The following is a 22,104-nucleotide window of genomic DNA, read 5'->3' as shown; positions in this document are numbered from 1 at the left end:
CCCGGTCAGCTCGGGCAGCCGTCGCGGCGGAACCCGCGCAGACAGGAGAGGACGACCACGAAGGGCCAGACCGACTGGAGGGCCGTCACGGCACGCTCGGCCACACCGACCGCGCCGTGGAGGTGCAGCTCGATCAGGAACCAGGCCGCGCCGGCCGCCATGACCGCGGTCGCCCCCAGGGAGGGGAAAGGGCGCAGGGCCCACGGAACGCCGGTACCGGCCCGGGCCGCCAGGACGGGCCATGCGGCCAGGACGGTGAAGCCCACGACGGCCACCGAGCCGTGACTCAGGGACCCGCCGCTGCTCGGCGCCGGGACCATGGCCACCGCCACCGCCGACACCCCTCCGGCCGCCAGGGCCGCCCGCCCCGCGGTCGCGGCCGGCCGCAGGCCCCAGGCCGTCAGCAGGTGGCAGACCCCCAGCGCGATGAATGCCGCCGTCATCACCCAGGACCCCGAGTTCCCGGGCGCGGCCAGGACGCTGATCGTCTGGGCGGCGGGGTCGTAGGGAGGGCCCTGGAGCGACGCCGCCACCAGCCAGCCCATGATCAGGAAGAGCGGCGCGCACCCCGATGACACCAGAGCCCATGTAGGAACAAATCGCATCAGGACACCGTAAAGCTGGGCATCCGTGTCCCCGGGTTCCGTCGGGCGGCTCGCCCCGCGTGGCGTAGTCGCACGGCCCGCTCCGCCCGGGGAGCGCACGATGGATGCGAGCGGCCGGGCGTCGGAAGGTGATCGGGCATGGAGCTGACACTCGTGGTGCTGATCATCATCGTGGGTCTGACGTTCGACTTCACCAACGGCTTTCACGACGCCGCGAACGCGATCGCCACCTCCATCTCCACCAGGGCCCTGACACCGCGCGTGGCCCTCGCCATGGCCGCGGTGATGAACTTCTTCGGCGCCTTCCTCGGAACCGGAGTCGCCCAGACCGTCGGCAGCGGCATCATCGGGGCACCCGAGGCGACTTCAGGGCTGCTGCTCGTCCTGTGCGCGCTCATCGGCGCCATCGGGTGGAACGTCTTCACCTGGTGGCGGGGGCTTCCCACCTCGTCCTCGCACGCCCTGATCGGCGGGCTGGTCGGTGCCGCGCTCGCCGCGTCCGCCACGGTGCACTGGTCGGGAATCCTGGACAAGGTCATCCTGCCGATGCTGCTGTCCCCGCTGGTCGGCGTGGTGCTCGGATACCTGCTGCACACGGGCATCCTGTGGGTGTTCCGGCGTTCGGCACCCCGGCGCACCATGGAGCGGTTCCGCATGGCGCAGACCGTTTCCGCCGCCGCCATGGGGCTGGGACACGGGCTGCAGGACGCCCAGAAGACCATGGGCGTCATCGTGCTGGCCCTGGTCACGGCCGGCTGGCAGGACGACTTCTCGGTGCCGGTGTGGGTGATCGCCGCCGTGGCGGCCGCCATGGCCGTCGGTACGTACACCGGCGGGCGCCGCATCATCACCACCCTGGGGCGGCGCATCGTGCACCTCGATCCGCCGCGCGGCTTCGCCGCCGAGACCGCCGCCGCGGCCGTCCTCTACACGACCGCGTTCCTCGTGAAGGCGCCGATCTCCACCACGCAGACCATCACCGCCGCCATCCTGGGTTCCGGCGCCACCCGGCGCTTCTCCGCCGTACGCTGGCAGGTGGCCCGTTCGATCGGCACCGCCTGGATCCTCACCTTTCCCGGCGCGGGGATCCCGGCCGCGCTGCTCTACCTCTTCCTGCACGCCGTCACCCCTCTGTGAGCACAGCCGGAGGCCGCCCATGACCGCTCTTCCCGGCCGCCGGGCGTCCGTGGAGCCGCCCGCCGGGCTCCCGGCCGGTCTTCCGGCGCCGGGGCGTTTCGCCCATCTGCACCCGGACGACGGCGCCTGTCTGATGGAGGCCGCCGGGCTGCTGGCCACCGGCCGTTTCACCGACAGCCCGGCCGGGACGCACCCCGCGCTCGCCGCCCTGGCCCGGGTGGTCAACGACAGCGTCGGCGACGACGCCCGGCACGCGCTGTGGCCGCTCGCCGCCGACCTCGCCGACGCCCGCCCCGCCGGCCGTGACTACCCGCCGCTGCTAGTCGGCATGGTCGTGGACAGGGCACTCCGGGTCCGTCCCGCGTCGCGGCGTCTGGCGCGGAACGGCCGGGCGTGCCGGCGGAGGGCGGGGAGACTCGCCGACGCGCCTGCGGGTGGTCCGGCGGCCCGGATCGTCGATCTGCTGTGGTGGCGCGGGCCCGGGCGCCGGCGCCTGGAGCGTGCGCTCCGGGTGCTGTGCACCGCGCCGGAGGCCGATGGGCTGCTGTCCCTGCTGTTGCGGCAGGCCGTGACCCGGGCACGGGAGTACGCGGGCGGCCCGGCTCCGGGCGGGGAGGTTCACTGCAACCGGTAGGCGCACCGGCCCGTCCTACAGGGCACCATGATCCCTGCCAGCATCGCCGGCCCCCTGGCCGCACCGGTCCGTCAGCTGCTCGCGTTCGCCTGGACACAGACGCGCGCCTGCGCGTTCGCCGTCGCCCTGCTGTCCGGCGTGGCCGTGTCCGCGCTGCTGCCCGAACTGCCCGTGGCGCGCTATGACCTGCTGGTCGTCTACGGTGTGCTGCTCACGCTGCTGTTCTGGGCTCGCGGCTGGGAGAGCGGGCGGGACGTCGCCGTCATCGCCGCCTGCCATGTCATCGGTCTGGCCTTCGAGCTGGTGAAGGTGGCGCTCGGCTCCTGGAGCTATCCGGAACCGGCCGTGCTGAAGTTCGCCGGTGTCCCGTTGTACGGCGGGTTTCTGTACGCGGCCGTGGGCAGCTACGTCTGCCGGGCCTGGCATCTGTTCGACCTGGGGCTCGTGCGGTACCGGCCGCGGGCGACGGCCGTGGTCGCCGCGGCCATATACGTCAACTTCTTCAGCCACCACTGGCTGCCAGATGCGCGCTGGGTGCTGGCCGGGCTGCTCGTGGCCGTCACGCTGGGGACGTCGGTGCACTTCACGGTGCGGGGGGTACGCCGGCGGATGCCGCTGGCGCTGTCCTTCGTCCTGATCGGGTTCTTCCTGTGGGTGGCCGAGAATCTGGCGACCCTGGCCGGCGCGTGGCGCTATCCGTACCAGCAGCACGGCTGGGAGCCGGTGGGGGTGGAGAAGTTCGGGGCCTGGGCGCTGCTCATCAGCGTGACGTTCGTGCTGGCGGCGACAGGGCGGCGGACGGATTCCGAGGCGGAGCGGACAGCTCCGTGAGGGCTCCCGGACAGCGTGGAGTCGTCGAGGAAGGCCCCGCCTGCTTATCATCCTATGGATGTAAATCAGGTGATTCGCCTTCTCGGGTCGTCACCTACCGTGGCCATCCTCGCCGGAGTGATCAATGTCCCGCACCGGCACGACGGACGACGGCGACGAGCTGCTGACCAGGCTCGGGGCCCTGACGGCTCAGGCGCGTGCCCAGGCCGAGATGCAGCGCTCCCGGGTCGAGCTGGCGATCGCGCTCCAGCGCGGCATGCTGCCGCGGGACCTGCCCGTCGCCCGCCGGCTGCATCTGGCCGTGCGCTACACACCCGCGTGCCAGGGCCTCAACGTGGGCGGCGACTGGTACGACGCCTTCACCCTGGGCGACGGCCGGATCGGTCTGGCCATCGGTGACGTCCAGGGCCACAACATCGAGGCCGCGGCCTTCATGGGGCAGGTGCGGGCCGGGCTGCGGGCGCTGGCCTCCGTCACCAGCGAACCGGGCGAGGTGCTGGCCCGGACCAACGATCTGCTGCTGTCCCTGGGCTCCGACCTGTTCGCCACCTGCACGTTCATGCGGCTCGACCCGTGCGCCGGGGTGCTGGAGAGCGCGCGGGCCGGACATCTGCCCTGCGTCTGGGCCACGGCGGACGGGAAGTCCGGCGTCACCGAGGACGAGGGCGGGCCGCCCCTCGGGGTGCAGCCGGGGGTTCCCTACCCGGTGACGCGCTACGAGCTCACCACGGGCGGCGTGTTCGTCCTGCTCACGGACGGTGTCGTGGAGGGCCCCACGATGCGGCTGGAGGAGGGCCTCGACCAGGTGACGCGGCTCGCGGGCATCGCGGCGGTGGCGGGCATGGACGTGGACGCGCTCGCGGCCGCCGTGATCAAGGGGGCCGAGCGGGTGGGGCACGACGACGACGCCGCCGTCCTGGTGGTCGGCCTCGACGGGCCGGACGCTCAGCCATAGGGCCGCACGACACGCGCTCCTGCCTCGCCGGGGCGGCTGCCTCGGTGTCTGATGGCTGCTGTGGTGGGTAGCCAGGATCTGCGTACGCCGGTCGTCGCCGCTCTGCGGACGCTGGCCGTCGCCGCCTGCTACTACGTGTCCGCGCAGCTGGGGCTGTTGCGGGAACTGGTCGTCGAGGGCGCGGTCGTCACCCCGATCTGGCCGCCCACCGGCGTCGCGGTGGCCTGCCTGCTGATCCTCGGGCTGCGCTGCTGGCCCGGGATCGCCCTGGGCGCCTTCTTCGTCATCCTCTCCCTCACGTCCCTCACGCCGTCGGCTCTCTGCGTCCTGGCGGGCAACACGGCCGGTCCCGTCGCCGGGTACCTGCTGCTGCGGCGGGCCGGCTTCCGCACCGATCTCGCGCGGCTGCGGGACGGTCTCGCCCTGGTCTTCCTGGGCGCGTTCACCGCGATGCTGATCAGCGCGACCACCGGCGCCGGCACCCTGCTCGTCACGGACAAGATCGAACAGCACGGCTTCTGGGCGGTCTGGCTGGCCTGGTGGGTCGGTGACGCCATGGGCGTGCTCATCGTCACGCCGGTACTGCTCCTGCTGTTCCGGGTGCGCCTGCCGCTGCCCATGTCGCGCTGGAAGGAGGCTCTGGGGCTCGCGGTCATCGCCTGCTGCCTCGTACCCCTGGCCGCGCACAGTTCCGTGAGTCTGCTGTTCCTCGTCTATCCGCTGCTGATCTGGGCGGCTCTGCGGTTCCAGCTGGCAGGCAGCCTGCTGTGCGCTTTGTTCGCCTCGGTCATGACCACGGTGGCCGCGACCGACCGGGTCGGGCCGTTCGAACGGCTCAGCCGGGTCGAGGTGATGATGAAGCTGCAGGCCTTCAACGGGGCGATGGCACTCACCGCCCTGATCCTGTCCGCGGTGATCACCGAGCAGATCTACACACGGCGTTCCGTGGAGCGCGCCTGCCAGGAACTGGTCGAGGTCCTTGAGCACCTGACCGCGGGCGAGGCGGCGGACGGCCGGGCTCCGCTGGAGGACCGCGAGCCCGGGCTGCGGGAGTGACGGGCTGAGGCTCCGCGCCCCCTCGACGGTGGTTACCGAGACGTAGGGTGGGCGTCATGACCGAGGTGGAGGTGCTGCAGCTGCTGGTGTCTCCCGCGCACCGGCTGGCCGGACGCCCGTCGGACGGGCCGTCCCCCGGTCCCTCGGACGAGCGGGTCACCCGGGTGGAGGTACGCAGCGGGCTGGGACTGGTCGGCGACCGCTACTACGCCCGGCCCGCCCACCGCAACGCGGCGGTGACCATCATGGCCGCGGAGAACCTCCCGGCCGGCGCGGATCTGCGGCACACGCGCAGGAACATCCTGCTCAGGGGAGTCGACATCGATGCCTGCGTCGGGGCGACGATCTCGCTCGACTGCGGCACCGGGCCGCTGGTGTTCGCCGTGAAGCGCCCCGCCCGGCCCTGCGCGTGGATGGACGTCACCATGGGCCCGGGGGCGCAGCGGGCCCTGCGCGGCCGGGGCGGCGTGCGGTGCATCCCCCTGAGCGACGGGGTTCTCACGCTCGGCCCGGCCACGTTCCGGATCGTGGCCGGGGCCGACGCCGCGTCGTGAAGCGCCCCGGTGCGGTCAGCCGCCCGAGGGCGCCGTGCGGATGGCAGCGATGTCGAGCTGCAGGCGCACCTTCTCGCTCACCATCGCGCCGCCCTCGGCCAGCCTGCTGTTGTACGTCAGGCCCCAGTCGGAGCGGTTGATGGTGGTGGTGCCGTCGAAGCCGACCCGGTCGTATCCGAAGGGGTCGGTGACATTCCCGATATAGGTCATGTCGAGTACGACGGGACGGGAGATCCCTTTGATGGTCAGTTCCCCCGACATGCTGAACAGGTCGGCGCCCGTCTGAGCCACCCCCGTGCTGGTGAAGCGCATACGCGGATAGGTCGCGGCGTCGAGGAAGTCACGGCCGACCAAGTGCGCGTCGCGTTGTTCCACTCCGGTATCCACGCTGGAGGTGAACAGAGTGATGTCGGCCCGTGACCGTGTGGGGTCGTACGCGTCGAAGTAGAGCCGGCTTTCGTACTCCAGGAAACAACCGCGCACGGTGGTCACCATGGCGTGCCGGACGGAGAAGCCGATCCTGCTGTGCGCGGGGTCGACGACCCATTCACCGGACAGATCGGCCAGGTTGGGGTCCGGCAGCACGGCAGTGGAGGATGCCGGTGCGCCGACGGGGCGCTGTGGGGGGAGCTGTGCCTGCCGGCGGGACGGCACAACGCGGTTGAACAGGTTCATGATTCATCTAGGTACTTGAGTTTGGTTATAGCCGCAAGTCCCCTCCCGATGTGCGGCTGTTGAGAACAAGCCCCTGACCCCTTTTGCCGCCGCTTTACACAAAACCCACACATCGCTGTCGCGGCGCATCACCGAAACGACCATCCGGAAGTCCAGGAATTTTCATTTCGGGCATTTCGGCGAATCGGTCTTACGTCACCTCTATCGCGAAGTCGTTGTCGACGGTGTAGTACGGGCGGAGAGCGGAGCCGGCCGTCTCGATCGCGGGGTAGACGTACACGTGCTTGCGGTCCGCCACGTCGTCGAGCAGCCGACCGACCCTGACCAGTGGTGCACCGGCCGTGGGGCGGACGTAGGCGTCCCAGACGCCGGCCGCTCCCCCGCCGTCGTCCGCCAGGTCACCGGCACCGACGGTGAAGGAGAAGCCCCTGGCGTCGTCGTCGGTCCGGGGGCGGAGGGTGCGTACGGTGTCGGTGCCGCGCAGCCGCAGGCGCACGGCGGCGTCCCCGCCGAGCTCGGCGCCGTGCAGGCGGGCCGTGATCGTCATGGCCCGGTCCGTGACGTCGATGGTGCCGGCCTCCGCGTGGGCGGTGCGCCGCCAGGCCCTGATGGCGAGGAAGCCGTCCTTCGTGGTGTACGGGATCCTGACCGCGACCGGCGCTGGGCGGTCGCGCAGGTGACCGTCGACGAGGCTGCGCAGATCCCGCAGGCCGGGGCGCACCCGTCGGCGCTCGGCATCGGATTCCGGCAGCAGGTACACGTCCCAGCGGCCCTCGTCGAGGACGGGGTGCGGTTCCAGTACGGCATGCCGGTGGCCGTCGGCCCGTTCGGGCTCCAGGTCGAGGAGGCGAAGGGTCGTCTCGGCCCGCCCCTTCCTGGGCCGCAGCCGCAGGAGCAGCCGGGGTTGTGCGCCGGGGGCCGGCGGCAGCCGGAAGGTGATCCGGCCGTCGGCGTCGATCGCGCAGTCGGCGCGCGGGTGGGTTGCGTGCCGGGGGCTCGCCGTCGTGGTTCGCGGGGTGCCCGGCGCCGCGCCCCGGTGCGGCACGCCCGGCGTCATGCCCTCGTGCGGCGGGCCCGGCGGCACCCGTGGTGTGTCCGGCGTCGCGCCTTCACGCGGCTCCTTCGACGTCCTGTCTCCCGGTGTGCTCATCGGCGTCCCTTCCGTATCGAGCGCAGTACGCCGGCGGCAGCGGCGTGGGCGGCGTCGCGGGCGGCGTGGCCACGGCCGGTCAGGGCGCTCTGGGTGCGGTGCTGCGGCGGGGTGGCCGTCCGGCCTGTGCTCCTGGCCGCGGCGGCGGTCTCCAGGAGGCGCTCGGCCTGGGCGACGACGGGGCCGGGGGCGAAGCGGCGCGCGTTGGCCAGGGCGGCCCGGCTCATGCGGCTTCGCCGCTCGTCGTCGCCGACGAGGTCCAGCAGGGCCGCGGCGAGCGCGTCACGGTCCCCGACCGGGACCAGCCTGCCGTCGGTGCCGTCCGCGATGATCTCGCCGGGGCCGTAGGGGCAGTCGGTGCTGACGACGGGCAGCCCGCAGCGCATCGCCTCGACGATGGTCATGCCGAACGGCTCGAAGTCGGACGCGGCCGCGCCGATCGAGCCCTTGGCCCATTCGGCCTCCATGGGGGTGGCGGCCCCCATCAGGAACACGTTGTTCCACATGCCGAGGCGCTCGATGAGCTCCCGTAGCCTGGGCTGCTCCTCGCCCTTGCCGTAGATGCGCAGCTGCCAGTCGGGGTGTACGGCAGCGACCCGGGTGAACGCCTCGATGAGGAGGTCGTAGCGCTTGACCGGAACCAGGCGGCCCGCGGCGATCACCACCTTGGCGGTGCTGTCGGCGGGAGGCAGGGCGGGGTCGGGGACGCTGTTCGGGAGGGCCTCCACATGGACGCCGGGCAGCCACATCTGGCGCCGGTAGGCGGCGGCGTCCGCCTCCGTGACGGTGGTGATCACGTCGAGGCGGCGGTAGGCGCGGCGCAGGGCGGTGCGCAGCCGCGGCGAATGGTTGTCGAGGGTGAGGTGCTCCTGGCCGACGCGCAGGACGTGCTGCGGGGCCTGGCGGGCGATGTGCACGTTGAGGCCCGGGCGGGTGCCGATCACGACGTCGGCGTCGAGCGCCGCGAGGCACTCGCCGATGCGCTGGTCGGTCAGCTCGCTGTACTGGTGGTGGCGGTACTCGGCGGGCGGGAACACCCTCGCGGGTCTCTGGTGCAGCGGATGGTCCGCCTCCTTGCGCAGGTCCACCAGCGCCCGCAGCCGCACCCGTGGATCCGGGACGAGGTTGGGGTGTTCCCGGTGGCGTAACGCGGAGACGATCTCCACGTCGTGCCGTTCGGCCAGGGCCCCGGCCAGGTTGAACGTGGTGGTGATCGTGCCTCCGATTCCGTAGGCGTTGTGAATCAGGAAAGAGATCTTCATGGTGGCCTAGACCGTGTCAACGGCCCGACCGTTGTTCGTCGTTACCACTCTGTGCCCGTGCCCGGCGGCCGGGCCGGTCCAGCCGGTTCGGGAATGATCTCGGACATAAGTGGTCTGGGCCATACCGGTTCGCCCCCGAGGTGTGGATAGCTTGATGTGTTTGCCCGCGCATCGTCGCGTCATCGGGTGCACCCTCGTACCGATCTTCTGGAGACCCATGCGCCCCCGTACAGCCTTCCTCCCGCGCATCACCTCCCTCCCGCCCGTGGCCCTGGCCGGCGGCGCGCTGGCCGTGGGGGTCGGTGGTCTGTATCTCGCCGGGCTGCTCCTCACGGGCGGCCAGATCGACTCCGGCACGACCGTGCGCGGCGTGGACATCGGGGGGCTGAGCCCCGCGGAGGCGGTGCGGAAGCTGGAACGGGAGCTGGGCGCGGCCGGTGCCCGGGAACTGCCCGTGAAGGTCGGTGACCGCACGGGCCGGGTCGATCCGGAGCGCGCGGGCCTCTCCTACGACGTCGAGGAGACCGTCGACCGAGCGGCGCGCACCGGCGCCGATCCGGTCAGCGTGTTCGGGGGGATCTTCCGGTCGGGCGGCGAGATCGACCCGGTCGTGGACCTCGACGAGGACAAGGCCCGGGCGTCCCTCGGGCAGCTGGCGAAGGGGCTCGACCAGAAGGTCAGGGACGGCGGCGTCGCGTTCGACGACGGCCGGGTGAAGGCGGTCATGCCGCGGACGGGGTACGCGCTGGACGTGGACGCCGCGGTCCGGCCCCTGCGCGACTCCTTCCTGCGCGGTGAGACCCGTACGGTCACTCCCCTGCCCACCCGCGAGACCCGGCCGGAGGTCACCGCCGGCGAGGTGGAGCGGGCGGTGCGCACCTTCGCGGAGCCCGCCATGTCGGGCCCGGTGACGCTCACCGCCGCCGGCCGGCGGTTCACGGTCGGCCAGGAAGCTCTGGGCGCGCATCTGACCATGCGGCCGGACCGCGGCGGCGAACTCAGACCAAAGCTCGACGCCAAGGGGCTGCGCGCCGAGCCGTCCGTGGCCGGTCCCCTGGACGACATCTCCACGACCGCCGAGAACGCGAAGCTGCGGCCGGAGGGCGAAAAGGCCGTGGTGGCCGAGGACGCCACGGTGGGCCGGTCGGTCACCGACAAGGCGCTGGGCCAGGCCGTGCTGCCGCTGCTCACCGAGTCGGGCGCCGCCCGCAGCGGCGAGGTGGAGGTCCGTGAGACCCGGCCGGAGGTGACCCGCGAGAACGCCGCGGAGCTGGGGCTGACGGAGAGGATGTCCTCCTTCACCGTCAACTTCGAACCGGCCGAGTACCGCACGAAGAACATAGGCCGGGCGGTGGAACTCATCAATGGCTCTCTCGTCAGGCCGGACGAGACCTGGAGCTTCAACCGGACCGTCGGTGAGCGCACCGAGGCCAACGGCTTCATGGACGGCATCATCATCCTGGACGACAAGTTCACCAAGGCCTCCGGCGGCGGTGTCTCGGCCGTGGCGACGACCGTGTACAACGCGCTGTTCTTCGCCGGGCTCAAGCCCGTGGAGCACGGAGCGCACTCGTTCTACATCGAGCGCTACCCGGAGGGCCGCGAGGCGACGGTCGCCTGGGGCAGCCTGGACCTGCGGTTCGCCAACGACTCCGGCAAGGCCGTCTACATCCAGGCCGAGTCCACCGACACTTCCGTCACCGTCTCCTTCCTCGGCACCCGCAAGTACGACGAGATCAAGTCGGTCACGGGCCCGCGTACCGAGGTGAAGAAGCCGGAGAAGAAGGTGAGCGACGACAAGGAGTGCGTCCCGCAGACACCGCTCGAAGGCTTCGACGTCACCGTGGAGCGGGTCTTCTACAACGACGGCCGGGAAGTGAAGCGGGAGCCGTACCGCACGCACTACACGCCACGTGACGAGATCGTCTGCGAGTGATCCGCTTCCCGTTCGCCTTCTCCGCCAACTCTCCCTTCCGACCGGAGCGTTGACCCCGCCCCGGCGCGCCAGCACAATGAGCGCCCACTGATTGAGAGCGCTCTCAAGGGAGACCCATGACTGGCAGACAAGGCCCGGCGCTCAGCCGGCGTTCGCTCATCGGTGCCGGACTCGGCATCAGTGCCGCGGGGCTCACCGCCGCCGGCCCGGGGCAGGCCTTCGCGGCCGGTTCCGCCGGCGCGCGCCCCGCCTCGGCCCCGGCCCGGGGACTGGCCTTCCTCGCCGCCGCCATGGACGCCTACCCCGACCACGGCACCCTTCGCCTGGCCCAGAGCTACACCGACCAGGCCGGCCTGTTCAGCACCGCGTTCACCTACGACAACGCCCTCGTGATCCTCGCCCACCTCGCGGCCCGGACCTCCGCCGCACTGGCCAGGGCCGAGGCGCTGGGTGATGCGCTGCTCCATGCCCAGGGCCACGACCCGGCGTACGACGACGGCAGGCTCCGGCAGGCCTACAACGTCGGGCCGTACACCTTCTACGACGGCTCGCTCCAGCCCGACGGCTTCGTGCGGGCGGACGGCACGGCCAATGTCGGGACGCAGTTCGGCTTCACCGGCACCGCCGTGGGCGACATGGCCTGGGCCGGCATCGCGCTGAGCGCCCTCGCCCGGCGGACCGGGGCGCGCCGCTTCCTGGACGGTGCCGTGCGGATCGGCGAGTGGATCGAGCGCAACGGCAGGACCGACGAGCCTCTCGGCGGCTTCAAGTTCGGGGTCGACGGGGCGAATCAGAAGCTGCCGTTCACCTCGACCGAGCACAACACCGACCTGGTCTGCCTGTTCGGCCGGCTCGCCCGGCTCACCGGCGACCGGGTGTGGGGCTGGAACGGCGGGGGCGGGCCGAGGCGTTCGTGCGGCGAATGTGGGAGCCGTCCGGTGGTTTCTTCTACACCGGCACCAATGACGGTGTCACGGTCAACAAGTCCCCGGTCCCGGAGGACACCCAGACCTGGACACGCCTCGCGCTCGGTTCGCGCCGCTTCTCCCGTTCGCTGGACTGGGCCGCGGCCGAGCTGGCCGTCACGGACCACTCCGGACGCGTCAACAGCACGGTGCCCGAGGGGCAGTCGTACGAGGGTGTCACCTTCAGTTCGGCGAGCCTCCTCGCGGACGAGGACGCCCCGATCGCCGCCGGCCAGCCCAAGCCCGACCGCAACGGCGTGTGGTTCGAGGGGACGGCCCACCTCGCGCTCGCCCTGCGTGACAGAGGGGCGCGGGGCGACGAGGCACGCGCCCGGCGTCTGATCGCGTCCACGGAACAGGCACAGGACCTGCTGGGCGGCGGTCAGACCGTCGGCGGGAAGGCACTGCCCGAGCGCTGTGGGGTGGTGTCCGCGAGCAGTCCGCTGGACACCGGATTCGGCTTCGGCTACTACCCGTACCGGCACACGGGGGCGACCGCCTGGTATCTGATGGCGGCGGCGCGGTACAACCCGCTTCAGGTGTGACGGCGCGGCCCGGTCCGCTGTCGCGTGCAGCGGACCGGGCGGATGGTCAGGCCAGGCGGTGGACCGCCTGGGTGGTCAGTTCGTAGCGGGCACCGACGATCGCCAGCTTGCCCGTGCCGATCCTGGCGGCCAGTTCGGGTTCCGCGGCCAGCCGGGAGCGCACGAGCCGGACGTTGGCGCTCACGGTCGCGTCGATCCGGGCGTCTCCTTCCTTGTCGTGGTCGATGGCAGGGCGTATCTGGTCGACGAGGTACTGCATGTGTGCGGGCAGCTTCGTCCCGGACTCCTCCGCCTCGACGGCGGCCCGGACAGCGCCGCACGACTGGTGTCCGAGGACGACGACGAGGGGTATGGCGAGCTCCAGGACGCCGTAGGCGACGCTGCCGAGGACGGCCTCGTCCAGCACCTCGCCGGCGGTGCGCACGGTCATCAGGTCGCCGAGGCCCTGGTCGAAGACGAGCTCCGGGGGCACGCGCGAGTCGATGCAGCCGAGCACGACCGCGAAGGGGTGCTGGCCGGTGGCCAGCGTCCGGCGCAGGGCGGGGTCCTCGTGCGGGTGGCGTTCCCGGAAGGCGCGCCAGCGGCGGTTGCCCGCGGCCAGTTCGCGCAGGGCTTCGGCGGGGGTGCCGGGCCTCGGGCGGGTGTCCCGGACCGGGGTGGCCGCGGTGGCCGGCCCGGCGGCGCCGAGGCCCGCGCCGAGCGCCGCGGCCCCCGTCAGGGCGGTGCGCAGCAGGGTGCGGCGGACGGTGCCGCCGGTGGTGGGCCGTGCAGCGGCGAAGGGGCGCGGTGCACGGCCGGTGCCTCTGTGGGCAGCGGAATCTGTGTTCACGACCCGAACGTATGCCCGGCTCCGGGCGCGGTCGCGTTCCTTGCCCTTTCATGGTGAGAGTTGGGTAAGTGATGTTCTTACCTTGAAGGGTTTTTGACGATCTCTCAGGCAACGCTTCCCGGGGCAACGCGGGACGCCCCGGGCCGACGGCCCGGGGCGTCCTGTCATGCGGGGTGATCAGACCAGGTCGAACCGGTCCAGGTTCATGACCTTGACCCACGCCGCGACGAAGTCGTTGACGAACTTCTCCTTCGCGTCGTCGCTCGCGTAGACCTCGGCCAGGGCGCGCAGCTCGGAGTTCGAGCCGAAGACCAGGTCGGCGCGGGAGCCGGCCCACTTGACCTCGCCGGTGGCCGCATCGCGGCCCTCGAACGTGGTCTGGTCCTCGGACGTCGACTTCCACTCGATGCCCAGGTCGAGCAGGTTGACGAAGAAGTCGTTGGTCAGCGAGCCGGGCGTCTTGGTGAAGGCACCGAGCTGGGACTGCTGGTAGTTGGCGCCCAGCACCCGCAGGCCGCCGACCAGGACGGTCATCTCGGGGGCGCTGAGGGTGAGCAGGTTCGCCCGGTCGAGCAGCAGGAACTCGGCCGGCAGGCGGTTGCCCTTGCCGTGGTAGTTGCGGAACCCGTCGGCGGTCGGCTCCAGCGCCTCGAACGACTCGGCGTCGGTGTGCTCCTCCGTCGCGTCCACGCGGCCCGCGGCGAAGGGGACCTGCACCTGGAAGCCGGCTTCCTTGGCGGCCTTCTCGACGGCGGCGGTGCCGCCGAGGACGATCAGGTCGGCCAGGGAGACCTTCTTGGCGCCGGCGCCGGAGTTGAACTCCTGCTGGATGCCCTCCAGGACCCGCAGGACCTGCGCCAGCTCGTCGGGCTCGTTGACCTCCCAGCCGCGCTGCGGCTCAAGGCGGATACGGGCGCCGTTGGCGCCGCCGCGCTTGTCGCTGCCGCGGAAGGTGGACGCCGAGGCCCACGCGGTGGACACCAGCTGCGAGACGGACAGACCCGACTCCAGGAGCTTGGTCTTGAGGGTCTCGATGTCACCGGCGTCGATCGCCTCGCCCTCGGCCTCCGGCAGCGGGTCCTGCCACACCAGGGTCTCCGCCGGTACCTCCGGGCCGAGGTACAGGGACTTCGGGCCCATGTCACGGTGGGTCAGCTTGAACCAGGCGCGGGCGAAAGCGTCCGCGAACTCCTGCGGGTTCTCGTAGAACCGGCGGGAGATGGGCTCGTAGATCGGGTCGAAGCGCAGCGCCAGGTCCGTGGTGAGCATCTTCGGACGGTGCTTCTTGGAGGAGTCGTGCGCGTCCGGGACGATCTCCGGGGCGTCCTTCGCCACCCACTGGTTGGCGCCGGCCGGGCTCTGCTCCAGCTCGTACTCGAACTCGAAGAGGTTCTTGAAGAAGCCGTTGCTCCACTGGGTCGGCGTGCTCGTCCAGGTGACCTCCAGACCGGAGGTGATGGCGTCGCCGCCCTTGCCGGTGCCGTAGGTGCTGCGCCAGCCCAGGCCCTGCTCCTCCATGGAGGCGGCCTCGGGGTCGGCGCCGACGTTGTCGGCCGGGCCGGCACCGTGGGTCTTGCCGAAGGTGTGGCCGCCCGCGATCAGGGCGACGGTCTCCTCGTCGTTCATCGCCATGCGGCGGAACGTCTCACGGATGTCGCGGGCCGCGGCGAGCGGGTCCGGGTTGCCGTTCGGGCCCTCGGGGTTGACGTAGATGAGACCCATCTGGACGGCGCCGAGCGGGTTCTCCAGCTCGCGGTCGCCGGTGTAGCGCTTGTCGTCGAGCCAGGTGGTCTCGGGGCCCCAGTACACGTCCTCCTCGGCCTCCCAGACGTCCTTGCGGCCGCCGGCGAAGCCGAAGGTCTCGAAGCCCATCTGCTCCAGCGCCACGTTGCCGGTGAGGATCATGAGGTCGGCCCAGGAGATGGACTGGCCGTACTTCTTCTTCACGGGCCACAGCAGACGGCGGGCCTTGTCGAGGTTGCCGTTGTCCGGCCAGCTGTTGAGCGGGGCGAAGCGCTGCTGGCCGGCACCGGCGCCGCCGCGGCCGTCGCTGATGCGGTAGGTGCCCGCGCTGTGCCAGGCCATACGGACCATCAGGGGGCCGTAGTTGCCGAAGTCGGCCGGCCACCAGTCCTGCGAGCTGGTGAGCACCTCGGCGATGTCGCGTTTCACGGCGGCGAGGTCGAGGGCCTGGAACGCCTCGGCGTAGTCGAAGTCCTCACCGAGGGGGTTGGCCACCTCGGGGTTCTTGGCGAGGATCTTCAGGTTGAGCCGCTCGGGCCACCACTGGCGGTTGCCGCCACCCTGGGTCGGGTGCAGAGCGCGGCCGTGCGCCACGGGGCAACCGCCCCCCGTCTCCTCCGACTTGGAGTCGGTGACGATCGCGTCGTGGTTCTCAGTCATGGAAATCCTTCCGGACGGGTGGATCACGGTGCTCGGGTGGATCACGTGCTCAGGAACGCGGGTGGATCAGGTGCTCAGGAACTGCGAGCGGTGGAGCAGGCGGGGCACAGGCCCCAGTAGATGACCTCGGCCTCGTCGACGGCGAAGCCGCGGTCGTCGGACGCGGTCAGGCAGGGGGCGTGGCCGACCGCGCAGTCGACGTCGGCGACGGCTCCGCACGACCGGCACACCAGGTGGTGGTGGTTGTCGCCGACCCGCCCCTCGTAGAGGGCCGGGCTGCCGGGTGGGTCGAGACGGCGTATGAGTCCCGCCGCGGTGAGTGCGTGCAGCCCCTCGTAGACGGCTTGGACGGAGATGTGGCCCACGCGGCCGCGCACCTCGGAGGCGATGGCCTCGGCGCCGAGGTGGTCACCGTCCCGTACGGCTTCGAGCAGCGCGACGCGGGCGGCCGTCACCCTCAGGCCGGCACCGCGGAGCTCCTCGGCGGTGGTCGGGTTCCCGGATGCGGTCATGCGGACAACCTAGCCACACAAACACGACTGGTTCAAGAAAACGAACGGTTCAATTTTGGTGTCGTGCGTGTGTGGCTTTGCGGGACGGCTTACTTGAGGGGTGTGAGTTCAGTCACAGCCGCATGATGGCGCCCCGGCGGGCGTCAGGTGGCGCGCACCGCCGCACCGGTCCCTCGATCACGCGTCCGGCGAGGTCAGACGTTCGAGCTGAGCGGCGGCCGTCGCGGCTTTGCGGCCGGCCTCACGGACCCGGCGGTCGGCCGTGCGCGCCTGCTCCCGGGCCGCCCGTTCGGCGAAACGGGCCTGCTGGTGTTCGCCCCTGATCCGTTCCAGCTCGCCCGTGAGCTCCTCCACGCGCCGCTGGAGAGCGTCCACCTGCTGCTTCGCCTCCCCCGCCGCCTGCCCCGCGGCCGCGGCCTCGTCGCGCAGCTGCCGCAGTTCGCGCTCGGCGGCTTCGGCGTCCTTCCGGGCCCGTTCCAGGCGGCGTCGCCGCTGCTCGCTCGTCTTCTTGTCCGGGCGGGAGGGCGCGGGAACGGGCGCGGGCGCGGGGCGCTGCGGCCGGGCCCCCTCGGCGACGGCGGGGAAGCCGACGGCCGCGCTCAGCGGCTTGGCCAGGCGGCCGCCCGCCCAGGCCCGCGCGGCCTCGGGGTCGGCCAGGACGGCGTGCAGGGTGTTCTCGACCTCGCGCTGCACGCCCTCACCGATCGGATGGCCGGCCTCTTTCGCGAGCTGCCGGGCCTGCAGGGACAGGGCCCGGATGAGCGCGTGCCGGCTGCGGCTCAGCTCGCGCAGCTGTGCGCCGTCCAGGTCCTGGTGGGCCTGCCGCAGCCCTTCCCCCAGGCGCAGCAGGGGCTCGACCTCTCCGGGGCTGCTGCGGACCAGCAGGTTGCTGACCCAGGCGGCGAGGCTGGGCTTGCGCAACGCCCCGATCCGCTCGGCGAGTTCCCGGTCACCGGCGGTGCGGGCGGAGGCCACGGCGGAGGCGCGGGCGGCGGTGAACTCCTCCGGGCGCAGGGCGTACAGCTCGTCGGCCACGGAGTCGTAGTCCATGTACACCCCTTTCGCACGGAAAATCCGCTTTCGATCGTCTCAGGACCTGCCCCGAGAGGCGCGCGGAGAGGCCGCCGAACGCGTCGGAGGCCCCCGTTCAGGATCGGGAAATCGACGGTTTAACATATGAGCGCCGCCTAGCTCGAAAGATGAACTCGTGACTCTCAACGACGACTCGTTCACCAACTGGAAGAACCGCGAGGAGATCGCGGAGTCGATGATCCCGATCATCGGGAAGCTGCACCGGGAGCGGGACGTGACCGTCCTGCTGCACAGCCGCTCCCTGGTGAACAAGTCGGTGGTCAGCATCCTCAAGACCCACCGGTTCGCCCGGCAGATCGCCGGTGCGGAGCTCTCGGTCACCGAGACGCTGCCGTTCCTGCAGACCCTCGCCGAGCTCGACCTCGGGCCGTCCCAGATCGACATCGGCATGCTCGCGGCGACGTACCGCGAGGACGACCGCGGTCTGTCGGTCGCGGAGTTCACCGCCGAGGCCGTCGCCGGTGCCACGGGCGCCGACAAGATCGAGCGCCGTGAGGGCCGGGACGTCGTCCTCTACGGCTTCGGCCGCATCGGCCGGCTCGTTGCCCGGCTGCTCATCGAGAAGTCCGGCTCGGGCAACGGTCTGCGGCTGCGGGCCATCGTCGTGCGCGGGGGCGGCGAGCAGGACATCGTCAAGCGCGCCTCGCTGCTGCGCCGCGACTCGATCCACGGCCAGTTCCAGGGCACGATCACCGTCGACGAGGCGAGCAGCACGATCATCGCCAACGGCAACGCCATCAAGGTGATCTACGCGAACGACCCGTCCGAGGTCGACTACACGGCGTACGGCATCAAGGACGCCATCCTCATCGACAACACCGGCAAGTGGCGTGACCGCGAGGGCCTGTCCGAGCACCTGCGCCCCGGTATCGACAAGGTCGTGCTGACCGCTCCCGGCAAGGGCGACGTCCCCAACATCGTGCACGGCGTCAACCACGACACGATCAAGCCGGACGAGCAGATCCTGTCCTGCGCGTCCTGCACCACGAACGCGATCGTGCCGCCGCTGAAGGCGATGGACGACGAGTTCGGGGTCCTGCGCGGCCACGTCGAGACGGTTCACTCGTTCACCAACGACCAGAACCTGCTGGACAACTACCACAAGGCCGACCGCCGCGGCCGGTCCGCGCCGCTCAACATGGTCATCACCGAGACCGGTGCCGCCTCGGCCGTCGCCAAGGCGCTGCCCGACCTCAAGGCGCCCATCACCGGCAGCTCGATCCGCGTCCCGGTGCCGGACGTCTCGATCGCGATCCTCAGCCTGCGGCTCGGCCGGGAGACCACCCGCGAGGAGGTCCTGGACCACCTCCGCGACGTCTCCCTGACCTCGCCGCTCAAGCGCCAGATCGACTTCACCACGGCGCCCGACGCGGTCTCCAGCGACTTCATCGGCTCGCGCCACGCCTCGATCGTCGACGCCGGCGCCACCAAGGTCGACGGCGACAACGCGATCCTCTACCTGTGGTACGACAACGAGTTCGGCTACTCGTGCCAGGTCATCCGCGTCGTGCAGCACGTGTCCGGCGTGGAGTACCCGACGTACCCGGCTCCGGCGGTCTGATCGGCCTGATCCCGGAAGACGGAAGCGCGGGGCGTGCGGGCCCCGCGCTTCCCTGCGTTCAGCGGCGGGTCAGCTCGATCCGGTACTCCTGCGTCCGTGAGCCGTCCTCGCCGGTCACGGTGACGGTGTGGACCGTCCTGCCGCCGACGGCGTCCTTTCGGACCGTCACCTTCGCGTAGGGGTCGCGCGGTGTGGCGGTGATCCTGGCCCGGTCCGGGCGGTCGGCCGCCACCCGGTAGCTCGTCCGGTCCGGGTCGAAGCCGGCCAGGGGTTCGCCGTCCAGCTCGACCGACGCGGCTGCCGCGTCCGCGGAGGCGCCCGGCGCCTTGGCGTGGACCTCGATCTCCCCGAGGGTGATGTAGCCGCCCGGGCGGGCCGTCATCACCACGCGCACGCCCGTCGCCGGACCGGCCGCGCGCACCGGGACGTCGGCCACCGGCGTCCCCTCGGTGCCGACGGCGACCTGGTCGCTCGCGTCGGACCAGGTGCCGTCGGAACCCCGCACCTGCACCTTGAGGGACTCCGCGAAGCTGACGTTGGTGCCGTCGCGGTGGAAGTGGGTCACGACCCGGGTCACATCACGGGCTTCCGGCAGCGTGAAGGTGATGGTGTCGGAGGGGTTCTTCGCGCCGGACCTCCAGTTCGACCAGGCCTTCTCGGACGTGGTGCCGTTGCGCAGGCCCTCGGCGGAGTAGCCGCTCTCGGTGTAGGTGGCGCCCACCGTCACGCCGCGTCGCGCGCGGCGTTGGTCGCCCGGGGAGCGGTGACCTGGACGCGTACGGTCGCCGCGACCGGGTCTGCGCCGGGGACCCGGGCCGTGCCGCGCAGGGTGACCACGCCGGTGCCGTCGAAGGCGCCGCCGGGTGCGGCGTCCCAGGTGACCGGGAGGCCGGCCGTCCCGCCGTGCCGTCCCACGCCGGTGACCGTGGCGGGCAGGTCGGGCCGTCCGCCGGTGTAGGTCTTGGCGCGGGCCGGGAGGGTGGAGGCGATGGTGTCCACGGTGACGACCGTCTCGGCCGGCACGGTCCGGCCGAGGGCGTCCGTGGCCCGACCCTCCACACGGACCGTTCCGGGCTTGCGCCAGCGCGCGTCGGAGGGCAGCGTCCATTGCACCGGGAGCGCGCCCCGGGCGCCGTCGCGGAAGACGGGCGTCACGGTGCCGGGCAGTTCGGGGGCGCGCCCGGGCACGGTGAACGCCTTCGCCGGCTGCGTACGGAGGACCGTCTCGTCGGTCACTCCCCAGCGCTGGTTGGCGTTGGAGGTCGGCGGGTGGGCCGAGACGCGGGCGCCGTCCGCGGTCGACTGCCCGACGACGTCGAGGAGACGGCCCGTCACGGCATTGACGAAGGTCCAGGTGCCGTCTCCCGTGGTGGACATGATCCACTGTGCGGACGGTGTGTCCCCGTCCTCCAGTACGGCCTCGTTGTCGCGTACGGCCAGGCGCTTGCCGTCGGCCGCGTTGACGAGGGCGTAGCGGTCGCGGTTGCCTTCGCCGCGGGTCAGCTGCTTCACCGTCCAGAGCTGGGATCTGGCGGCCGGGTCGGCCGTGCGGACGACGATGCCGTCGCCGCCGGCGGACGGTGCCAGGGACTTGCCGCTCTGGGCGCCCTGGAGGCGGTAGGTGTGGCCGGGCTGGACGAGCGCGGCGTCCTTCGCGGTGCCGGACACTCCGTCGACGAGGAGGGTGGTGACCGACTTCGCCGGGACGGTCACGGTGGCCGAGTCGTTCTTCACCTTGACGGGTGTGCCGCGGACGAGCGCGCCGTCGGCGCTGGTCACCACGGGGGTCACGGTCGCTCCGGGAGCGACCCGCCGGAACTTCGAGACGTCCAGGGTCACCGCGCGCGGGGTCGTGCCGTTGTTGACGTGCACCACCGTCGCACCGCGGCCGGACTTGCGCACGGCGGCGACGCTGGAGGGGTCGTCGGCCTTGACGAAGTGGTCGCCGGGGCGGATGTGGTGGGTGAAGTTGCGCAGCGTGTGGAACTTGGTGTTTGCCTTGACCGGGCAGGTCTCCAGCGTGTCCTCGGCGGTGCAGTTGAACGGGACGTGGATGCTGCCCCAGTTCTTGCCGGCCTGCGCCTGGGGGATGGAGTCCTCGATCGGCTGCCACAACACCCAGGCGGACGGCTCCAGTTCACGCATGTCCTCGACGACCCGGGTGGCGATGCCGAGCCCCGGCTCCATGCCGGTGAAGTCGGTGCCGGTCCCCCAGGTGCCCTCGACCTCGCTCATCCAGAACGGCTTGTCCGCGGCCTTGGCGCTGTCGCGGGCGCTGGTACGCATGCCGGTGCCGTAGGTGTGCACGTTCAGCTGGTCGACGGCGGCCCGGGCGGTGCTGTCGTAGGCGTTCCAGTTGCGGACGAAGGTACTGGGGTTGGTCTCGTCCATCGCGGAGATCGTGGCGCGGGTTCTCGCCTTCTCCAGTGCGCGCCGCAGGGCCAGCACGACCTTCTGCTGGAGTTCGGGGCCGGCGTGCGCGCCTTCCTGGCGGCCGCCGGTGGGCTGCCCGCCGGGGCCGATCTGGGTGCCCCAGTAGTTGGTGTTGGGCTCGTTGAGCGGGGCGATGGTGTCGAACCGGATGCGGTGCTTCTTCTCCAGCTGGTCGGTGACCTTGACCAGGTAGGTGGCGAAGTCGTCGACGCGGTCCGCCCGTATCTGGTCGGTGTTGGCGTCGAAGCCGCCCGACACGTAGCCGCTGACGGTCTGGAACCAGGGCGGCGAGTTGCTGAAGGCCTCCCAGCGGGTCACCTTGCTCTTGACGCGGTCCACCCACCAGCGCTGGCCCGGGTCGGCGGACCAGTCCCAGTGGTCCGGGTCGTCGGGGTTCCACCAGTCGGTGTCCTCCCTGGTGGTGCCCTCGGGCGCCTTCCAGAAGCCGTCCATGGTCGCGCCGGTCTTCATGTAGTCCTTGCGGACGTCGGGGGCGTTGCCGCCGCCGATGTTGTAGCGCGCGATGTTCAGGCGGAGTCCGTCCTCGCCGAACAGCATGGCGGCGAGCTTCTGCCGGATGGGTTCGGGGTAGCGGCCGGTGATGTTGGCGAACCAGACGAGGCTCGTCCCCCACCCTTCGAACTCCTGCTGCCGGTAGGACGGGTCGATCCGTACCGTGACCGCACTCGCGGGCGGGTCGGCGGCAGCGGCGGCGGGAGGCACGGCCATGAGGCCCGCACCGAGCGCCAGGGGGACGGTGATCGCCAGTGCCGTTCGGGCGAGGCGATGTCTGCTGGACATGGATTCCCTTCGAGAGCGAACAGAACCGCGCAGAATCAATCGAGTTTCCCGCATGTTTTAGGACGGCAATCAACACGTCAAGAGGTGGGGCGAGTTGAGAACCGGCGCACACCTCTTGACGCGTTCCGGCCGGGCACCCTGCGCATCGTCCTTCCCGAGGAACCGCCG

At 71.5% G+C, this 22,104-nt stretch carries 16 protein-coding genes and 2 pseudogenes; 9 read left to right on the top strand and 9 right to left on the bottom strand.

The window, feature by feature from the left end; genetic code table 11:
* Window positions 1-5 precede the first annotated feature (5 nt).
* Window positions 6-605: a DUF998 domain-containing protein gene (locus HNR57_RS25595; protein WP_184563291.1), complete on the bottom strand. Its 600-nt coding sequence runs from the start codon at window positions 603-605 to the stop codon at window positions 6-8.
* Between the two features lie 138 nt (window positions 606-743).
* On the opposite strand from HNR57_RS25595, the gene HNR57_RS25590 reads away from it, so the two are divergent.
* The 6 genes from HNR57_RS25590 to HNR57_RS25565 all read left to right on the top strand — a co-directional run bounded on the left by HNR57_RS25590 (window position 744) and on the right by HNR57_RS25565 (window position 5,772).
* Window positions 744-1,742, top strand: a complete 999-nt coding sequence (locus tag HNR57_RS25590; protein ID WP_184563289.1) for an inorganic phosphate transporter — start codon at window positions 744-746, stop codon at window positions 1,740-1,742.
* 19 nt (window positions 1,743-1,761) lie between these two features.
* The gene (locus HNR57_RS25585) at window positions 1,762-2,376 is read left to right on the top strand and encodes a hypothetical protein (RefSeq protein ID WP_184563287.1); all 615 of its coding nucleotides are present in this window, start codon (window positions 1,762-1,764) and stop codon (window positions 2,374-2,376) included.
* A gap of 27 nt (window positions 2,377-2,403) precedes the next feature.
* On the top strand, window positions 2,404-3,207 hold the full coding sequence (locus tag HNR57_RS25580; RefSeq protein ID WP_184563285.1) for a DUF817 domain-containing protein: 804 nt from the start codon (window positions 2,404-2,406) through the stop codon (window positions 3,205-3,207).
* A gap of 124 nt (window positions 3,208-3,331) precedes the next feature.
* Window positions 3,332-4,162 carry a PP2C family protein-serine/threonine phosphatase gene (locus tag HNR57_RS25575; protein WP_184563283.1) on the top strand — a complete coding sequence of 277 codons (831 nt, stop codon included), beginning with the start codon at window positions 3,332-3,334 and terminating at the stop codon, window positions 4,160-4,162.
* A 60-nt stretch (window positions 4,163-4,222) separates the two neighbouring features.
* Entirely contained in the window at window positions 4,223-5,218 is a 996-nt protein-coding gene (locus HNR57_RS25570) for an MASE1 domain-containing protein (protein WP_376772286.1), read from the top strand.
* A 56-nt stretch (window positions 5,219-5,274) separates the two neighbouring features.
* The gene (locus HNR57_RS25565) at window positions 5,275-5,772 is read left to right on the top strand and encodes a molybdenum cofactor biosysynthesis protein (RefSeq protein WP_184563273.1); all 498 of its coding nucleotides are present in this window, start codon (window positions 5,275-5,277) and stop codon (window positions 5,770-5,772) included.
* A gap of 15 nt (window positions 5,773-5,787) precedes the next feature.
* On the opposite strand, the gene HNR57_RS25560 is transcribed toward HNR57_RS25565, so the two are convergent.
* From HNR57_RS25560 to HNR57_RS25550, 3 genes are all read right to left on the bottom strand, one after another.
* Window positions 5,788-6,447 (bottom strand): YceI family protein, encoded by a 660-nt coding sequence (locus HNR57_RS25560; protein ID WP_184563271.1) that lies wholly within the window; start codon window positions 6,445-6,447, stop codon window positions 5,788-5,790.
* 190 nt (window positions 6,448-6,637) lie between these two features.
* Window positions 6,638-7,597, bottom strand: a complete 960-nt coding sequence (locus tag HNR57_RS25555; protein ID WP_246554933.1) for a transferase — start codon at window positions 7,595-7,597, stop codon at window positions 6,638-6,640.
* A complete protein-coding gene (locus tag HNR57_RS25550) occupies window positions 7,594-8,859 on the bottom strand; it encodes a glycosyltransferase family 4 protein (RefSeq protein ID WP_184563269.1) in 1,266 nt (421 codons plus the stop codon). The genes HNR57_RS25555 and HNR57_RS25550 overlap by 4 nt, the downstream gene beginning before the upstream one ends.
* A gap of 217 nt (window positions 8,860-9,076) precedes the next feature.
* On the opposite strand from HNR57_RS25550, the gene HNR57_RS25545 reads away from it, so the two are divergent.
* Complete coding sequence (locus HNR57_RS25545) at window positions 9,077-10,795, top strand: VanW family protein (protein ID WP_184563267.1); 1,719 nt, start codon at window positions 9,077-9,079, stop codon at window positions 10,793-10,795.
* Between the two features lie 116 nt (window positions 10,796-10,911).
* Window positions 10,912-12,305: pseudogene (locus HNR57_RS25540) on the top strand (Tat pathway signal sequence domain protein).
* Between the two features lie 46 nt (window positions 12,306-12,351).
* On the opposite strand, the gene HNR57_RS25535 reads toward HNR57_RS25540, so the two are convergent.
* The 4 genes from HNR57_RS25535 to HNR57_RS25520 form a co-directional block, all read right to left on the bottom strand.
* The gene (locus HNR57_RS25535) at window positions 12,352-13,134 is read right to left on the bottom strand and encodes a carbonic anhydrase (RefSeq protein ID WP_184563265.1); all 783 of its coding nucleotides are present in this window, start codon (window positions 13,132-13,134) and stop codon (window positions 12,352-12,354) included.
* 177 nt (window positions 13,135-13,311) lie between these two features.
* The gene (katG, locus tag HNR57_RS25530; protein ID WP_184563263.1) at window positions 13,312-15,537 is read right to left on the bottom strand and encodes a catalase/peroxidase HPI; all 2,226 of its coding nucleotides are present in this window, start codon (window positions 15,535-15,537) and stop codon (window positions 13,312-13,314) included.
* 74 nt (window positions 15,538-15,611) lie between these two features.
* Entirely contained in the window at window positions 15,612-16,049 is a 438-nt protein-coding gene (locus tag HNR57_RS25525) for a Fur family transcriptional regulator (RefSeq protein WP_033308886.1), read from the bottom strand.
* 177 nt (window positions 16,050-16,226) lie between these two features.
* Window positions 16,227-17,099 (bottom strand): hypothetical protein, encoded by an 873-nt coding sequence (locus HNR57_RS25520; RefSeq protein WP_184563261.1) that lies wholly within the window; start codon window positions 17,097-17,099, stop codon window positions 16,227-16,229.
* A gap of 157 nt (window positions 17,100-17,256) precedes the next feature.
* On the opposite strand from HNR57_RS25520, the gene HNR57_RS25515 reads away from it, so the two are divergent.
* On the top strand, window positions 17,257-18,702 hold the full coding sequence (locus tag HNR57_RS25515; protein WP_184563259.1) for a glyceraldehyde-3-phosphate dehydrogenase: 1,446 nt from the start codon (window positions 17,257-17,259) through the stop codon (window positions 18,700-18,702).
* Window positions 18,703-18,760: 58 nt separating this feature from the next.
* On the opposite strand, the pseudogene HNR57_RS25510 reads toward HNR57_RS25515, so the two are convergent.
* A pseudogene (locus tag HNR57_RS25510) lies at window positions 18,761-21,936 on the bottom strand (glycoside hydrolase).
* Window positions 21,937-22,104 lie beyond the last annotated feature (168 nt).

Origin of the sequence: Streptomyces paradoxus (genome assembly GCF_014202475.1) — a bacterium.
Taxonomy (GTDB): Bacteria; Actinomycetota; Actinomycetes; order Streptomycetales; family Streptomycetaceae; genus Streptomyces; species Streptomyces paradoxus.
This window is presented reverse-complemented; position numbering and strand designations above follow the sequence as displayed.

Bases quoted from the DNA above. Each gene is read 5' to 3' on its own strand.
- HNR57_RS25595 (WP_184563291.1), bottom strand. From the start codon at position 605: ATGCGATTTGTTCCTACATGGGCTCTGGTGTCATCGGGGTGCGCGCCG.
- HNR57_RS25590 (WP_184563289.1), top strand. From the start codon at position 744: ATGGAGCTGACACTCGTGGTGCTGATCATCATCGTGGGTCTGACGTTC.
- HNR57_RS25585 (WP_184563287.1), top strand. From the start codon at position 1,762: ATGACCGCTCTTCCCGGCCGCCGGGCGTCCGTGGAGCCGCCCGCCGGG.
- HNR57_RS25580 (WP_184563285.1), top strand. From the start codon at position 2,404: ATGATCCCTGCCAGCATCGCCGGCCCCCTGGCCGCACCGGTCCGTCAG.
- HNR57_RS25575 (WP_184563283.1), top strand. From the start codon at position 3,332: ATGTCCCGCACCGGCACGACGGACGACGGCGACGAGCTGCTGACCAGG.
- HNR57_RS25565 (WP_184563273.1), top strand. From the start codon at position 5,275: ATGACCGAGGTGGAGGTGCTGCAGCTGCTGGTGTCTCCCGCGCACCGG.
- HNR57_RS25560 (WP_184563271.1), bottom strand. From the start codon at position 6,447: ATGAACCTGTTCAACCGCGTTGTGCCGTCCCGCCGGCAGGCACAGCTC.
- HNR57_RS25555 (WP_246554933.1), bottom strand. From the start codon at position 7,597: ATGAGCACACCGGGAGACAGGACGTCGAAGGAGCCGCGTGAAGGCGCG.
- HNR57_RS25550 (WP_184563269.1), bottom strand. From the start codon at position 8,859: ATGAAGATCTCTTTCCTGATTCACAACGCCTACGGAATCGGAGGCACG.
- HNR57_RS25545 (WP_184563267.1), top strand. From the start codon at position 9,077: ATGCGCCCCCGTACAGCCTTCCTCCCGCGCATCACCTCCCTCCCGCCC.
- katG (WP_184563263.1), bottom strand. From the start codon at position 15,537: ATGACTGAGAACCACGACGCGATCGTCACCGACTCCAAGTCGGAGGAG.
- HNR57_RS25525 (WP_033308886.1), bottom strand. From the start codon at position 16,049: ATGACCGCATCCGGGAACCCGACCACCGCCGAGGAGCTCCGCGGTGCC.
- HNR57_RS25520 (WP_184563261.1), bottom strand. From the start codon at position 17,099: ATGGACTACGACTCCGTGGCCGACGAGCTGTACGCCCTGCGCCCGGAG.